The organism is Rhodanobacter sp. sgz306013, from assembly GCF_057031145.1.
Genome location: NZ_JBXCIJ010000003.1, coordinates 229,234 through 244,989, shown reverse-complemented (window position 1 = coordinate 244,989; position 15,756 = coordinate 229,234). Strand labels below are relative to the sequence as shown.

The 15,756-nt window shown below is 69.9% G+C and carries 15 protein-coding genes; 3 read left to right on the top strand and 12 right to left on the bottom strand.

Annotated features, from left to right (window positions below):
- Window positions 1-4: 4 nt before the first annotated feature.
- From AC2EWF_RS10670 to AC2EWF_RS10635, 8 genes are all read right to left on the bottom strand, one after another.
- Window positions 5-709 carry a CvpA family protein gene (locus AC2EWF_RS10670; RefSeq protein WP_483639358.1) on the bottom strand — a complete coding sequence of 235 codons (705 nt, stop codon included), beginning with the start codon at window positions 707-709 and terminating at the stop codon, window positions 5-7.
- Window positions 710-734: 25 nt separating this feature from the next.
- Window positions 735-1,805 (bottom strand): SPOR domain-containing protein, encoded by a 1,071-nt coding sequence (locus tag AC2EWF_RS10665; protein WP_483639357.1) that lies wholly within the window; start codon window positions 1,803-1,805, stop codon window positions 735-737.
- 76 nt (window positions 1,806-1,881) lie between these two features.
- On the bottom strand, window positions 1,882-3,162 hold the full coding sequence (gene folC, locus AC2EWF_RS10660; protein WP_483639356.1) for a bifunctional tetrahydrofolate synthase/dihydrofolate synthase: 1,281 nt from the start codon (window positions 3,160-3,162) through the stop codon (window positions 1,882-1,884).
- Window positions 3,163-3,233: 71 nt separating this feature from the next.
- A complete protein-coding gene (locus AC2EWF_RS10655) occupies window positions 3,234-3,398 on the bottom strand; it encodes a hypothetical protein (protein WP_483639355.1) in 165 nt (54 codons plus the stop codon).
- A gap of 10 nt (window positions 3,399-3,408) precedes the next feature.
- Complete coding sequence (locus AC2EWF_RS10650; protein ID WP_483639354.1) at window positions 3,409-3,543, bottom strand: hypothetical protein; 135 nt, start codon at window positions 3,541-3,543, stop codon at window positions 3,409-3,411.
- A gap of 99 nt (window positions 3,544-3,642) precedes the next feature.
- Window positions 3,643-6,255 (bottom strand): heavy metal translocating P-type ATPase, encoded by a 2,613-nt coding sequence (locus tag AC2EWF_RS10645; RefSeq protein WP_483639353.1) that lies wholly within the window; start codon window positions 6,253-6,255, stop codon window positions 3,643-3,645.
- Complete coding sequence (locus AC2EWF_RS10640; protein WP_483639352.1) at window positions 6,252-6,677, bottom strand: MerR family DNA-binding protein; 426 nt, start codon at window positions 6,675-6,677, stop codon at window positions 6,252-6,254. The genes AC2EWF_RS10645 and AC2EWF_RS10640 overlap by 4 nt, the downstream gene beginning before the upstream one ends.
- Window positions 6,678-6,732: 55 nt before the next feature.
- Entirely contained in the window at window positions 6,733-7,206 is a 474-nt protein-coding gene (locus AC2EWF_RS10635) for an Lrp/AsnC family transcriptional regulator (RefSeq protein WP_483639351.1), read from the bottom strand.
- Between the two features lie 166 nt (window positions 7,207-7,372).
- On the opposite strand from AC2EWF_RS10635, the gene ald reads away from it, so the two are divergent.
- Window positions 7,373-8,491 carry an alanine dehydrogenase gene (ald, locus tag AC2EWF_RS10630; protein ID WP_483639350.1) on the top strand — a complete coding sequence of 373 codons (1,119 nt, stop codon included), beginning with the start codon at window positions 7,373-7,375 and terminating at the stop codon, window positions 8,489-8,491.
- A 117-nt stretch (window positions 8,492-8,608) separates the two neighbouring features.
- Here ald and AC2EWF_RS10625 read toward each other — a convergent pair whose 3' ends face one another.
- Window positions 8,609-9,445, bottom strand: a complete 837-nt coding sequence (locus AC2EWF_RS10625; protein ID WP_483639349.1) for an AraC family transcriptional regulator — start codon at window positions 9,443-9,445, stop codon at window positions 8,609-8,611.
- 71 nt (window positions 9,446-9,516) lie between these two features.
- Between AC2EWF_RS10625 and AC2EWF_RS10620 the strand changes: the two genes are divergently transcribed.
- A complete protein-coding gene (locus AC2EWF_RS10620) occupies window positions 9,517-10,572 on the top strand; it encodes a twin-arginine translocation signal domain-containing protein (protein WP_483639348.1) in 1,056 nt (351 codons plus the stop codon).
- 88 nt (window positions 10,573-10,660) lie between these two features.
- On the opposite strand, the gene AC2EWF_RS10615 is transcribed toward AC2EWF_RS10620, so the two are convergent.
- From AC2EWF_RS10615 to AC2EWF_RS10605, 3 genes are all read right to left on the bottom strand, one after another.
- Entirely contained in the window at window positions 10,661-12,505 is a 1,845-nt protein-coding gene (locus AC2EWF_RS10615; RefSeq protein WP_483639347.1) for an ABC transporter ATP-binding protein, read from the bottom strand.
- A gap of 195 nt (window positions 12,506-12,700) precedes the next feature.
- Window positions 12,701-12,952 carry a transcriptional regulator gene (locus AC2EWF_RS10610; RefSeq protein ID WP_483639346.1) on the bottom strand — a complete coding sequence of 84 codons (252 nt, stop codon included), beginning with the start codon at window positions 12,950-12,952 and terminating at the stop codon, window positions 12,701-12,703.
- 87 nt (window positions 12,953-13,039) lie between these two features.
- Window positions 13,040-13,171: a hypothetical protein gene (locus AC2EWF_RS10605; protein WP_483639345.1), complete on the bottom strand. Its 132-nt coding sequence runs from the start codon at window positions 13,169-13,171 to the stop codon at window positions 13,040-13,042.
- A gap of 137 nt (window positions 13,172-13,308) precedes the next feature.
- On the opposite strand from AC2EWF_RS10605, the gene AC2EWF_RS10600 reads away from it, so the two are divergent.
- Window positions 13,309-15,756: a DUF3772 domain-containing protein gene (locus AC2EWF_RS10600; RefSeq protein WP_483639344.1), complete on the top strand. Its 2,448-nt coding sequence runs from the start codon at window positions 13,309-13,311 to the stop codon at window positions 15,754-15,756.

The window sequence follows — 15,756 nt, the reverse complement described above, 5'->3', positions numbered from 1 at the left end:
CCTGCTACGGGTGATTCGAAGGAGAGACAGAGGCGGCCGGCGCGGGGGCCGCGCCTGGCGTAGAGATGGTGGCTGGCGGCCGCTTGCGCAATGCCCCGGGCGAGTCCGCGGAGCCCAGCCCGCCGTGCAGCGCATCGGATATCGCCGCCGGGTCCAGGCGCTCGCGCACGGCGTTCGACATCGCCGCCGGATCGAGTTTCCCGCGCAGCGATTCCGACATGGCGGCGGGATGGAAATGCTCGCGCACGCTTGGGGGCACCTGCTGGCCAAGCCAGATCGTGGCGCTCTGGAACGGCGGCAGCAGCATCGATGCCCGCCAGGACGGCTCGCGGGTAAACGTGGTGAACTGGCACAGGAACACCAGCAGACAGACCAGCAGCACGCCGCGCGCCAGTCCGAACACCATGCCGAGCAGGCGATCCGTGCCCGACAGGCCGGTACTTACCAGCAGCCGGTGGATCAGGAAACGCAGCAGGGCGCCCAGCACCAGCACCAGCACGAAGCACAGCGCGTAACCCGCGGCCACGCGCAGCGCGGGGTGGCTGATCACCTCCAGTCGCGCGGACACCGCCGGCCCGAGCAGCCACGCCGCCCAGAACGCGGCGATCCAGATCACCAGCGCCAGCACTTCGGACACCAGGCCGCGCCACAAGCCGACCAGCACCGACAGGCCCAGCACGCCGAGTATGGTGTAGTCGATCCAGTTCATGCTCGGGTCCGCGCCAGTGTGCCGATCAGGGGACGTTAACGACGTTGCCGCCGATGCCGAACTTCGCCTTGATCTGATCGCGCACGCGCTCGGCGTCAGCGCGCTGGGTCTGCGGGCCGGCGCGCACGCGCCACAGCCGCTTGCCGCCCACGCTCACCGTGTCCACGAAGCCGTCGAAGCCGCCTGCGCGCAGCTTGTCGCGCAGCGCATTCGCGTCGGCCTCGTTGCCCAGCGCGGCAAGCTGCACGGCATAACCGCCGGCGCGCGGCGTCGCGGCGGCAGGCGCAGCGCTCGTCGTGGTGGTCGCCTTGACCGGCGTAGTCGCGATGTTGGAGTCGGCGTGCCCCAGTCCCTCCACGAGCTTCGCCGGCACGCCAGGGATGGTCTGGGTGATCTTCAGTCGCGCCGCTTCGGCGCCGGTGCGCGAATCGAACGGGCCGGCAGTCACCAGGGTGAGCTGCTTGCCGGCCTGGGTGATGACGCGAGTGAGCACCGGGTAACCCAGTGAGCGCACGCGGCGCACCAGGTGATCCACGCTATTCGCGTTGGCGTAGGCGCTGAGGTTGAGCACGTAGAGCGCGTGGCCGGCGGACGCGGATGCCGCCGGCGGCCCGGCCACCGGGGCCGGGCTGGGCGCCGCGGCCGGAACCACAGCCGTCGGCGACGACGCCTTGGTGGTCGGCGCCGTGGTGATGGTGCTGCCCTGCCCCTGCAGCGGAATCACCGGCTGCGATGGCGACGCGCCGGAACCCATCACCGGCCCGGCGGGCGGCTGTGCCTTGGGCGCCGCCGCGTCGGTGCCCACGTCGGTGGGGCGGCGCGAGGCGATGTTCACCGTGGCGAGCTGGCCGCCCTGCGCGGGGATTGCTGCCGTGGCGGCCGGCGCCGGCACGGCGGCGCTGCCGGCCGTGGCCGGCGCGCCCGGGCTCAGGCTCATGGTGCGCGTCTGCAGGTTGCTGTCCTGCGCCGGCGGTATCACCAGGCTCACGGACTGGTCGCCGACGCTGGCCGGCGGCGGACTGCTGGAGAAGAACATCGGCACGAAGATGACGAGCAGGGCTATCAGGACGGCAGCCCCCAGCAGACGTGTTTTCAAGAGTTCGCTCCGAGGCGGCCGGCACGGCCCGCAATCCGGCGATTATACCTGCCCCGCTCCGCGCGCCGCCCGCCGCTCAATGGCCGCGTTCAGCGATCACCGCCGCGGCCACGAAGAACGAACCGAACGCAAGGATGCGCTCGCCCGGCCGCGCCACCGCGCGCGCCGCCGCCAGTGCCGCGGCCACGTCGGCGTGCCAGTCGCTGCGCGCCTGCGGCAAGGCCTGCTTCAACACCCCGGCCAGCGCATCCGCCGCGAGGCCGCGCGGGCTGACGCCGTCCAGGCCGGCGAGGTGCCAGTGGTCGATGCGATGCCCAAGCGCGGCGATCACGCCAGCCACATCCTTGTCCGCCAGCGCGCCGTACACCGCGTGGGTGCGGGCCGGGGATTGCGCGTCCAGCCATGCAGCCAGCGCGCGCGCGGCCTGCGGGTTGTGGCCCACGTCCACGATCAGCAGCGGGTCGCCGCCCAGCGATTGCAGGCGCGCCGCCACGTGCGCATGGCGCAGGCCCCGGCAGACCGCGGCATAGGCGTCCTGCGGCGCCGGCGGGCCACCCTCGATCCAGAGCGCGTGCAGCGCGGCGATCGCCGCCGCGGCGTTGGCGTATTGCACCGGCGCCACCAGCGCGGGTGCCGGCAAGTCCATCGCGGTACCGTCGCGATGCCGCCAGCGCCAGCCGTCCGGATGCCGCTCGGCGGAGAAATCGATGCCGGCGCGTTCGACCCGCGCGCCACTGGCGGCCAGCGCGTCGAGCAGTCCCTGCGGCGGATCGGGCTCGCCCACGATCGCCGGCCGCCCGGCGCGGGCGATGCCGGCCTTCTCGCGGCCGATGCTGTCGCGGTCCGGGCCCAGCCAGTCCATGTGGTCGAGGTCCACCGTGGTGATCACGGCCACGTCGGCATCGACGATGTTCACCGCGTCCAGGCGGCCGCCCAGGCCCACTTCGAGGATCGCCACGTCGAGCTGCGCCCGCGCGAACAGGTCCAGCGCGGCCAGCGTGCCGTACTCGAAATAGGTCAGCGGCGTGCCGCTGCGCGCGGCCTCGATGCGCTCGAAGCTGGCCACCAGTGCCGCATCGTCCGCGTCTCGGCCCTGGATGCGCACGCGCTCGTTGTAGGCGAGCAGGTGCGGCGAGGTGAACGCGCCCACGCGCAAGCCCGCGCCCTGCGCCATCGCTTCCAGCAGCGCCACGGTGGAACCCTTGCCGTTGGTGCCGCCCACGGTGATGACCCGTCGCGCCGGCGCCACCGCGCCCATCCGCTGCCACACGCCCCGCACGCGCTCCAGGCCCAGCGCGATGCTGCGCGGGTGGACGTGCTCCTGGTAGGCCAGCCATTCGGCGAGGGTGCGGGACATGCTCGGATTTCGTGCGCTGCGGGGAGGCGCAGCTTAGAGCCTCCCGGCTACCGGCGCACCGACGGCGCCCCTCAACCGAACGGATGGATGCCGCTGTAGTGCAACGCCATATACATGCCGAACAAGGTCCAGAACATCTTCTTCAGTGCGCGGGCGGACAGCAGCAGCACCAGCAGTCCCGCCAGCAGCGGCGCATGCCGCTCCAGCGTGCCACGCAGATCATCGACGGTGTGCATGGTCGCCTCCTCAAGCCAGCGGATGGACGACTGCGTGCAGCGACCAGACCAGGCCGAAGCCGATGGAGGCGCTGGAAAACAGCGCCAGCATCAGCGGAAGCGCGTAGCGATCAAGGGCATTGCGGAACAGGGCAATCGTGTTCATGGGGCATCTCCTTCGACCCGCGATTGGGTGCAGGGAGATGCTCCTCCGAGGGCGCCCTTCGCGGCAGACCCGAACGTCAGCGATCGCTGGTGACAAACATCACAGGCGCGCCGTACGCAAGCGCAGCGCGTTCGATACCACCGATACTGAGCTGAGGCTCATCGCCAACGCCGCGATCATCGGCGAGAGCACGATGCCGAACGCGGGATACAGCACGCCCGCGGCCAGCGGCACGCCGATGCCGTTGTAGACGAAGGCGAAGAACAGGTTCTGACGGATATTGCGCACCGTGGCCCGCGACAGCGTGCGGGCGCGCAGGATCGCGCCCAGTTCGCCCTTCACCAGGGTGACCTGCGCGCTTTCCATCGCCACGTCGCTGCCGTTGCCCATTGCGATGCCGACGTCGGCGGCGGCCAGCGCGGGCGCGTCGTTGACGCCGTCGCCGGCCATCGCCACCTTGCGGCCCTCGGCGCGCAGCGCGCTCACCGTCGTCGCCTTGTCAGTGGGCGAAACTTCCGCATGCACCTCGGCTATGCCCAGCCTGCCGGCCACCGCCTGCGCCGTGGTGGCGTTGTCGCCGGTGAGCATCACCACGCGCAGGCCGGCCTGCTTCAGCGCCGCCACGATCGTCGGCGCCTCCGGCTTGACTCGGTCGGCCACCGCCAGCAAGGCGACGGGCACGCGGTCGACGGCCAAGTACATCACGGTGGCACCCTGCCCGCGCAGCGCCTCGGCGCGTGTGTTTGCCTCGTCGCCCGACGCGATATCCAGCTCCTGCAGCAGCTTGGCGTTGCCCAGCGCCACCGCGGCGCCTTCTACCGTGGCCATCACGCCGCGACCGGCAAGCGCGCGGAATCCCGCGGCGTCGAGCGCAGCGACACCTTCGGCATCGGCGGCGCCGACAATGGCATGCGCCAGCGGGTGCTCGCTCGAGCGCTCCAGCGCCGCCGCCAGCGCCAGCAGGCGTTCGCGCGGCTGCCCGTCCAGCGACACCAGCTCGGTGAGCGCGGGACGACCTTCGGTGAGCGTGCCGGTCTTGTCCACCACCAGCGTGTCGATGTCCTGCAGCGCCTCGATCGCGGCGGCGTCGCGGAACAGCACGCCGTGCTGCGCGCCGCGCCCGCTGGCCACCATGATCGAGATCGGCGTGGCCAGGCCCAGCGCGCAGGGGCAGGCGATGATCAGCACCGACACCGCCGCGATCAGCGCATGCGCCAGTTGCGGCGGCGGCCCGAACACGGCCCAGGCCGCGAAGGCCAGCACGGCCACGGCCACCACCGCGGGTACGAACCATGTGGCCACCTTGTCGGCCATGCGCTGCAACGGTGCCTTGCTGCGCTGCGCCTGCGCCACCAGGGCCACGATCTGCGCGAGCAGGGTTTCGCCGCCCACCTTCTCGGCGCGCATCAACAGCGCGCCGTCCTGGTTCAAGGTGCCGCCGGCCAGCGTGTCGCCCTTGCCCTTGGCCACCGGCATCGGCTCGCCGGTCAGCATGGATTCGTCCACGTGGCTCGCGCCTTCCAGCACCACGCCGTCCACCGGCACCTTCTCGCCGGGACGCACGCGCAGCGTGTCGCCGACCAGCACCTGGTCCAGCGGCACGTCGGCTTCGCCGCCGTCGGCGGCGATGCGCCGCGCGGTTTTCGGCGCCAGCCCCAGCAGCGCCTTCAGCGCCGAGCCGGTGCGCCGGCGCGCGCGCAGCTCCAGGAAATCGCCCAGCGTCACCAGGGTCACGATCACCGCCGCCGATTCGAAATACACGCCCACGCGGCCGTGCATGTCGCGGAAGCCCACGGGGAACAGGCCGGGCACGAGGAAGGCCACCGCGCTGTACGCCCACGCCACGCCGGTGCCCAGCGCGATCAAGGTATACATGTTCGGCGACCAGGGCCTGAGCGAGCGCCAGCCGCGCGCGAAGAACGGCGCACCACCCCACAGCACGACGAGGGTGGACAGCAGTGCCTCGATCCATCCGGCGATGGCATCCCAGGGCGCCGGCAGATGCCAGCCGAACAGGTGTGGCGCCATGGCCAGCGCAAACACCGGTAGCGTCAGCACCACCAGGAGCCAGAAGCGCTGCGTCATCGCGCGCAGCTCGCCGCCGTCCTCCTCCAGCGCGGGCATCATCGGCTCCAGCGCCATGCCGCACTTCGGGCAATCACCGGGGCCGACCTGCTGCACCTCGGGATGCATCGGGCAGGTGTAGATCGTGCCGGCCGGCGCCGGCGGCGCGGGCTGGCGCTCGCCGAGGTAGGAAGCAGGATCGGCCACGAACTTTTCGCGGCAACGCGTCGAACAGAAGTGGTAGGCGTGGCCGGCATGTTCGGCGCGATGCTTCGCGATATGCGTATCCACAGCCATGCCGCAGACCGGATCCTTCGCCATGCGGTCATGCTGTGCGTGGTCGTGCTGTGCGTGGTCGTGCTGGGCGTCACCGCGGCCCGCAGGGTCGAGGCGGCCATGTGTTGCCTGCGGCGGCGGCGCAGCGGCGTTCGACGAACAACAGGCGCCAGCGCCGCCCTGCCCTTCGCCAAGATACGCCGCCGGCTCCGCATCGAACTTCGCCTTGCAGCCAGCGCAGCAGAAGTGGAAGGTCCGGCCTGCATGCATGGAGCGGTGCGCGGTGGCCGCAGGATCCACCTTCATGCCGCAGACCGGATCGACGGCCGTCACATCCCGGGTATCGCCGTGGCAGAAGGCGTGCGCATTCATGCCGATGCCTCCTCGCCGCTCAAGGCGCGCAGGATCGGGCACTCCTCGGGCTTGCCATGGCCCGGGCAGGACGCCACCAGCTGCGCCAGACCGTCGCGCACCCGCTGCAGCTCGGCGATGCGCTGTTCGATCGCCGCCAGCCGCTGCTGCGCGCGCCGCTTCACCGCCTTCACCCCGCGCTGGCGATCCGCCGACAGCGCCAGCAGCTCGCGGATTTCCTCCAGCGTGAAGCCCAGGTCCTTGGCGCGGCGGATGAAGCGCAGCTGCATGACGGTGCTGTCGCCGTAGCTGCGGTAGCCGGAGGCGCGCCGCAGTGGCTCGGGCAGCAAGCCTTCGCGCTCGTAATAGCGGATGGTGTCGATGGCCACGCCGACGCGCTTGGCGACGGCACCGATGGTCAGGGGTGCGGTTTGCGTGTTCATGGGACAAGTCTAGACCTTTGATCAAGGTCCAGAGTCAAGTACCATTTGAAACCGCCTACACCGGCAACGCCGTGGTCCGCTTCACCGTGCGCAACGCCAGCGTGGATTGGACGCGCACCACGCCGGGCAGCTGGGTGAGGATGTCGGTGTGGATGCGCTCGAAGTCGGCGGCGTCGGCGTAGGCCACGCGCACCATGTAGTCGGCCGCTCCGGCGAGCAGGCAACATTCGGTGACTTCCGGGTGGCGCTGGATCGCCGCCTCGAACGCGTCGAGCGCGGCTCGGCCCTGCTGGTCCAGGGTCACCAGCACAAAAGCGGTGCCCGGCAGGCCCACCGCCCTCTCGTCCAGCAGCATCACGTAGCGCGCGATCAGCCCGCGCTCCTCCAACAGCTTTACCCGGCGCAGGCAGGCCGAGGGCGAGAGGTTGATCTGCTGGGCAAGCTCCAGGTTGGTCAGGCGGCCGTCCTGCTGCAACAGCCGGAGGATCGCGCGATCGCGCTCGTCGAGGGTTGGGTCAGGTTTAGGCATGGAATTTCAATCAGGCCATCATTTCATCGCCAGACATTCTACAGATGCGCTGGATAGCGAATGAAATCGGCGAGAAATTGCGCGGCGTGACGATCATACTGCCGCACCATCGGCGCGTATTCCGGCCGGCCTGCCACTCCGTCTTCCCAGCAAGAGATCCGTAGCCATGCGCATCGGTGTGCCGAAGGAAATCAAGAACCACGAATACCGCGTGGGCCTCATCCCCTCGTCCGTGCAGGAACTGGTGCACCACGGCCACCCGGTGGTGGTGGAAACCGGCGCCGGCCTGGGTGCGGGCATCAGCGACGCCGACTATGTCGCGGCGGGCGCCAGCATCGCGCGCGGCCCCGACCCGATTTTTGCCGAAGCCGACATGATCGTGAAGGTGAAGGAGCCGCTGGCGGTGGAGCGCAAGAAGCTCCGCAGGGGCCAGATCCTGTTCACCTACCTGCACCTCGCTCCCGACCTGGAACAGACCAGGGACCTGATCGACTCCGGCGCCATCTGCGTCGCCTACGAGACCGTGACCGCCCCGAACGGCACGCTGCCACTGCTGACGCCGATGTCCGAAGTGGCCGGGCGCCTCGCCCCGCAGGTGGGTGCGCATTCGCTGGAGAAGGCGCAGGGCGGCCGCGGCGTGCTGCTGGGCGGCGTGCCTGGCGTGTCGGCAGCGGAAGTGGTGATCCTCGGCGGCGGCGTGTCCGGCACCCACGCGGCGACCATTGCCGTGGGCATGGGCGCCAAGGTCACCGTGGTGGACCGCTCGGCCGACGCGCTGAAGCGCCTCGCCGCACAGTTCGGCACCGCGATCTCCACCGTGTTCTCCACCCGCGCCGCCATCGAGGAGCTGGTGCGCCGCGCCGACCTCCTGATCGGCACCGTGCTGATCCCAGGCGCCGCCGCGCCGAAGCTGGTCACCCGCGACATGCTGAAGACCATGAAACCGGGCTCGGTGATCGTCGACGTCGCCATCGACCAGGGCGGCTGCGTGGAAACTTCGCACGCCACCACCCACGCCGACCCGACCTACGTGGTGGAAGGCGTGGTGCACTACTGTGTCGCCAACATGCCGGGCGCGGTGGCACGCACCTCCACCTTCGCGCTCAACAACGTCACCCTGCCGTTCGCGCTGGCGCTGGCCAACCACGGCTGGAAGCAGGCGCTGGCGCAGGACATGCACCTGCGCAACGGCCTCAACGTCTGCGAAGGCAAGGTGACCTGCGCGCCGGTGGCCGAAGCGCATGGCCTGCCGTACGTGAAGGCGGAAGCCGCGATCGGCTTGTAGGCCACGGCGGCACGATCATTCCGCGGCCGTTGCGGAATGATCGCCGCCGGCGTCGCGCGCGGTCACGCCTCGTCCTGCGCGGATCGGCGCAGCTGGACCAGGCGGCGATCCCGCGGCTCAGCCGGCCATCCGCCTGCCGTAGCCGGTGGGCGTGATGCCCATGACCCGATGGAACATGACGCAGAAGGCGCTGCAACTGGCGTAGCCGGCGTCACGCGCCACGCTCTTGATCGAAGCGCCGGAATTCAACCGGCTGAGCGCGCGGGCCAGCCGCACGTGCTGTCGCCAACGCGCGAAGCTCATCTTCAATTCGCTCTCGAAGAGCCGCGCCAGGGTTCGGCTGCTCGCGCCAACCTGTTGCGCCAGCTGGTCGAGCGTCTCGGCCCGTGATGGGTCGGCCAGCAGGCGGCCGCACACTTTCCTCAACCGGGGATCGGACGGCGTGGGAATGTGGATCGCCGACTCGTCGGCGCCATGCAGTTCGTGCAGCAGCAGCGGCAACATCATGTGCATGCGTTGTGCATCCCTGGCCCCGTATGCGCCGACCATCGCCAGGATGAGTTCGCGGAGCAGATCCGTAATCGCCAGGATCCTGCAATGGCCGCCCAGCGGCGCCCCCGCGACCCGGTCCAGATACAACGTGCGTATCGCGACATGGCCTTCCATGCGGATCTCGTGCGGCATCGCCGCAGGCACCCACAACGAACGCTGCGGCGGCACGATCCAGATGCCCTCGGGGGTCGTCACCTGCATTACGCCCGACGCGGCGTAGATGAGCTGGCCACGTTTGTGCCGATGCCGCGGTATCAGGCAGCCCTTCGGATAGTCCCTGGTCAGCGCGGTCGCCGGCCACGCCGGGGTCAAAGCGGGGCGTTGTCTGGAATGCGACACAACATGGCCTCCTGTCGATATGCAGACACCACTAGGCTGATTCTGGCCGAGCGGCGGCTCCACGGCAACGACGCCCGGGCCTCGCCGGCGCAGCGCCACACCACCCACGACACAGGCACGACCGGAGACATCCGATGAGCGACCACCCCATCTCGCGACGTACGGTACTCAAGGCGGGCGCAGCCATCGCGGGGGCGCTCGCGCTGGGCAGCCGACCCCTGCTGGCGGAAACCCGCGACGCGCCCGAACGGCCGACCCTCGTCGTACTCTGGCTCAACGGTGGCCCGGCGGGTCTGTTCAACAGCGCGGACTCGTTTCTTTCCAGCGGCGGGTTCAGGGTGACTGCCGACAACGTTCGCCATCTCGGCAACGGCCTCTGCGTCGACGCCGGATCGCTGGGCGCGCTGCCCGGCATTGCCCTGGCGCACATGGCTTCGATCGATTTCCGGCATGGCCTGTACCCGCACACGGATGCCCGTGCTGCGGTACTGGAAAGCGGGGGGCGCAGCCGGTTGCTACGCATGGCCGCAGCGATGCCGGATGCAGCGAACCGCTGCGTGGTCGTGAACAGCCTCGGCCTGCCGGTCGGCGTCGCTGCGGCGCCCCCTGCGGAGAGTCGCGCAGGACTGGAGCGCGTGTTGAGGCTCGACGAGGCACACGGGCATTTGCCCGCTGGGCAACTCGACGCCATCCGCAGCGCGTACGGCGTACCTGCCGCAAGCACCGCCATCGACAACCAGCGCGCGACCTTCGCCGGCGTCGAATCGATGATCCACGCCGGCGCCGGCGTGATCTTCGCGCAGCCGGCCTACACCGGACGCCCCGACCGGCAATTCGACACGCACCACGACGACACCGGGACGCTGGCGCGCGACATCATGGCGCCCATCACGCCCTCGCTGATCACCTTCCTCGATCGCGTGATGGCCCTGCCGCGGCGCAACGTGGTGACGCTGCTGACCGGTGAGTTCAGCCGGACACTGCCGGGTTCGGACCATGCGCCGGGTGGCACGGCCACGGTCATCGGCAAGTACGTCAAGACCGGCACCGCGGGACGGCAAGGCCGCGCCGGCGCGCCGCCCGAGCATACTGCGCCGCCCGAAGGTCTCTGGGCCTACCTCGCAGCAGCCCTGCGCCTGGACAGCGCGAACCCGTTTGGCCGCAACCCGCACCGCGAGCTGATCGCCTGAACCGGGCCCGCGCTGGAGCGTGGCCCGACGGCTGCAGGGCACGATGCCCGCGCCCTGCCGCGGCAGGCAGGAGGCACAAGCATCCCGATCACGCCGATTCGTCCTCCACCGCCACGAAGCCTCCGGTCTGGCGCTTCCACAAGCGCGCGTAGAGCCCGTTGCTGGCAACCAGTTCGGCGTGCGTTCCGGTTTCCAGGATGCGGCCCTTGTCCAGCACCACGAGGCGATCCATGCGCGCGATGGTGGAAAGGCGGTGGGCGATGGCGATCACCGTCTTGCCCTGCATCAGCAGGTCCAGGCTGTCCTGGATCGCCGCCTCCGCCTCGGAATCGAGCGCACTGGTGGCCTCGTCCAGCACGAGGATAGGCGCGTCCTTTAGCAGCACGCGGGCGATGGCGATGCGCTGGCGCTGGCCGCCGCTGAGCTTCACGCCGCGCTCGCCCACCAGCGCCTCGTAGCCTGCGTGGCCCTCGCCGTCGAGCAGCGTCGGGATGAACTCGTCGGCACGCGCTTTACGCACGGCATCGGCAAGCTGCGCTTCGCTGGCGTCAGGCCGGCCATAGAGGATGTTGTCGCGGATCGAACGGTGCAGCAGCGAGGTGTCCTGGGTCACCACGCCGATCTGCGAGCGCAGGCTTTCCTGGGTCACCTGGGCCACGTCCTGGCCGTCGATGGTGATCTGCCCGCCTTCGAGGTCGTAAAGGCGCAGCAGCACGTTGACCAGGGTGGACTTGCCCGCGCCGCTCGGCCCCACGAGGCCGATCTTCTCGCCCGCGCGCACGGTCAGGTCCAGTCCCGCGATCACGCCGCCTTTCTTGCCGTAGTGGAAATGGATGTCGCGGAAGTGCACGGCGCCGCGGGTCACTTCCAGCGGCATTGCACCCTCGCGGTCCTGCACGGCGCGCGGCTGCGCGATGGTGGTGATGCCGTCCTGCACCGTGCCCACGTCCTCGAAGATGCCGTTGACCACCCACATGATCCAGCCGGACATGTTGCTGATGCGGATCACCAGGCCGGTGGACAGCGCGATCGCGCCCACCGTCACCTTGCCCTCGCTCCACAGCCACAGCGCCAGTGCCGAGGTGCCGGCGATCAGCAGCCCGTTCAGCGTGGTGATGCTGGCATCCATCACGGTGGTGACGCGGGTCATGCGCTGGGTCTTTTCGGTCTGCTCGGCCATCGCCTCGGCCACGTAGGCTTCTTCGCGGCGGCCGTGCGCGAACAGTTTCAGCGTGAGCACGTTGCCATAGCCGTCCACGATGCGGCCCATCAGCTTGGAACGCGCCGCCGAGGCCAGCCACGAACGCTGCTTGACGCGCGGGATGAACAACGCCAGCGCGCCCACGTACAGCACCACCCAGCCCAGCAGCGGCAACGCGAGCCACGCATTGGCGTGCGCGAACAGCGCCGCCGCGCTGCCGGTGTAGACCACCACGTACCAGATCGCGTCCACGATCTGCACCGCCGACTGCCGCAGGGAACTGCCGGTCTGCATGATGCGGTTGGCGATGCGCCCGGCGTAGTCGTTCTGGAAGAAGCCCAGGCTCTGGCGGATCACATAGCGATGGTTCTGCCAGCGGATGCGGGTGGTGAGGCTGGGCACGATGGCCTGGTTCACCAGCAGGTCGTGCAGCGCGTTGAAGATCGGCCGCGCCACCACGATCACCACCGCCATCCACAGCAGCTCGCGCCCGTGACGCTGGAAGAAATCCGCGGACGGCGCTTCCTTCGCCAGGTCCACCACGCGGCCGATGAAGCCGAACAGCGACACCTCGATGCCCGCCACCAACAAGCCCACCACGACCACCGCAAGGAACACCGGCCACACCTGGCGCAGGTAGAACGCGTAGAAGCGCCCCACCGAGGCCGGCGGCATGCCGTCGACGGGTTCCTTGAACGCGTCGATCAGGGATTCGAACCAGCGGAAGACCATGGGGCGCACGCCATGCCGGGAAGTCCCTAGCGTGGGTGCGCGCCCACCGCTTCGCAAGGGTCGGCCTTATTTCTTCGTCCGCTTCCGGTAGCTGGCATACGCGACGACGAAAATAATGATGAATATGGCGGCGATGGCACCCGACATGGACTGGCTTCCCTTGATCGATGGATCGAAAAACGGGCGACAGCCGCCCTACTTCCGCTTCGCCGGGGCGTTGAGTGCAGGCAGCTCCTGCACCACCATCGCAAGGCTCTGCCGGTAATCGGCCAGCGCCTTGCGGCCGGCAGCGGTTATGCGCAACTCGGTGAGCGGGCGCTTGCCGCGGAAACTCTTCTTCACCTCGACCAGGCCACCCGCCTCCAGCTTGCCAAAGTGGCTGGAAAGGTTGCCCTTGCTGAGACCGCTGACCTGTTCGAGGAAGCCGAACTCCACTTTCCTTCGCATTGACCAGCACGGCGAGGATCAACAGCCGCGCCGGCTCGTGCACCAGCCGATCCAGCGCCATCACCGCGCCGATGCGCGACGGCGCGTTCATGCCTCGCCTGCCTTGCCGCGGAGCTGCAGCAACCGTTCGCACAGTGGCCGGAAACGGCGATGGTCGGCCACGCCACGCGCAATCAGCAGCAGCGCCGCCAACGGGAACAACAGGGCCAGCAGTGCCATCGGCGGATTCGCGCCTGCCGCGACGGTGCCTATCACCGGGTACGCAACACCCGCGCAGGACACCGCCGCTGAACGACTGCCATGCCCGGTCGCGGCCGCGGATTGACCGCCTGCGCCGCGGCTCGGATCATGCCGGGATGCCCACCCTGCCCCGTTGCCTTCCGGTCTTTCCTGCCCTCCTGCTGGCCCTGGTGCTGGTTTGCGGCACCGCCCCTGCCCGGGCGCACGCCGACACGGACACCACCGCACCTGCCGCCACGCCAGCGCAGACCCTGCAGCAACTCGGCGATCAGCTCGATAAAGTCAAGGTCGGGCTGAAGGATGCGCAGGACGGCAAGGCCGGCAGCACCCCGCTGGCCGACCTGCGCACCAGCGCGATGCAGGTGCAGGACCAGGCGCGCCAGCTGGCCGACAGCCTCGCGCCGCAGATGGCTGCCCTGCAGGCCCAGCTCACCGTGCTGGGACCGCCGCCGGCCAAGGGCGCGCCGCCGGAGGCACCGGAGGTGGCCGCGCAACGACGCCAGCTGGACAAGGCGCAGGCCGGCCTCAACGCGCAGATCGTGCAGGCGAAGTCGCTGGGCCTCGACGCCTTGCAACTGGTGGCGCAGATCACCGGCCTGCGCAACGACCAGTTCCAGGCCCGGCTGGCCGCCCGCACGGATACGCCGCTCGGCCACGCGTTCTGGTCCGAACAGTCGCGCTCGCTGCCGAATGACCTGGCCCGCTTCCAACGCCTTTCCGCGCGCTGGTCCGAGGCCTGGGGCGACGCGTGGCAGCCGCCGAACCGGCAGCCGCTGCTGCTGTGCCTGGCGGCGGCCGCGCTGCTGCTCGCCGGCGGCCGCTGGACGCTGCAACGGCTGTGGCAACTCGTCGCCGCACGCTGGCTGCCGGACGGCCACCTGCGCCGCAGTGCGATGGCCACGGTGATGGCGCTGTCCACCACGCTGGTGATCGGGCTGGCCGCCGCGCTCGTGCACGCGGGCATTGACTGGAACGATACCCTGGACAGCGACCTGGACGCGATGGCCGCGTCGATGGTGCGCGCGGTCTGCTTCTCCGCCCTGATGGCCGGACTGGGCAGCGCCTTGTTGTCGGCCACGCGCGCGTCGTGGCGGCTGCTGCCTCTGTCGGATCCCGCGGCGACGCGGTTGCGGCGTTTTCCGTGGCTGCTGGGCGGCGCCTCGCTGCTGGTGTGGCTGACGGAACGAATCATCCGCAGCATCGGCTCCAGCCTGCCGGCCACGGTGTTGCTGCACGCGCTGCTGGCCCTGCTGGTCAGCGCGCTGGTCGGCATGATGCTGCTGCACCTGCGTCGTGCGCGGCGCGAGGTCGACGCGACGGGCGACCCCCAGCCACGCCGGCCGCTGTGGGTCGGCCTGCTCAGCTTCGCCGCGGCACTGGGCGTGGTGTTGTGCTGGCTGGCGGTCTGCACCGGCTTCATCGCGCTGGCCTTCTTCGTGGCCTGGCAGATGCTGTGGACAGGCCTGGTGGCCGCCTGCCTGTACCTGCTGATGCAGCTGGTGCGTGACCTGTTCGAGACACTGCTGTCGCCGCATGGCCGCAGCGGCAAGCATCTGCAGGCCGGTTTCGACCTGGCCGGCGGCACGCTGGAACAGGCTGCCACCGTGCTTACCGGCATCACCCGGGTGCTGCTGGCGCTGGCCGCCCTGGCGCTGGTGCTGGCACCCTTCGACGCCGGCCCGACGGAGCTGGCGCAGCGCACGCTGCAGCTGTTCAGCGGACTCAAGCTGGGCCAGCTCAACATCGAGCCCGGCACGGTGCTGGGCGCGATCGCGGTGTTCGTACTGGGGCTGGTGGCGCTGCGCATGCTCAAGCGCTGGCTGCGGGACCAGTTGCTGCCCACCACCGCGATGGATGCGGGCATGCGCGACTCCATCGTCACCCTGCTCGGCTACCTGGGCGGCGTACTGGTGTTCGCGCTGGCGCTGGCGGCGCTCAACGTGAGCCTGCAGAGCATCGCCTGGATCGCCAGCGCACTGTCCGTGGGCATCGGCTTCGGCCTGCAGGCGGTGGTGCAGAACTTCATCTCCGGGCTGATCCTGCTGGTGGAGCGGCCGGTGAAGGTGGGCGACTGGGTGAGCCTATCCAGCGAGGTCGAAGGCGACATCCGTCGCATCAACGTGCGCGCCACCGAGATCCAGCTGTGGGACCGCTCCACCGTGATCGTGCCGAATTCGCAGCTGATCACCCAGAACGTGCGCAACGTGACCCACGCCAGCGCGCAGGGCCGCGTGCGCATCCTGCTGCCCATGCCGCTGGACACCGACGCGGCGCGCGCGCGCCAGCTGATGCAGGACGCGCTGAAGGCGCACCCCGCCACGCTGAACACCCCGCCGCCGGTGGTGCGGCTGGACAACATCAATGCCAGCTCGATGACCTTCAGCATCACCTCCTACGTGCACAGCCCGCGCGACGTGGGAGCGGTGAAGAGCGACATCCTGTTCGACATCCTCGGCCGCCTGCGCGAGGCGCAGTTGCCGCTGTCCACGCCGCAGAGCATGGTGGTGCGCACGCTGGGGCCGCTGGGCGAGGACAGCCCCGCCGCGCCGTCCCAGGCCTCGTGA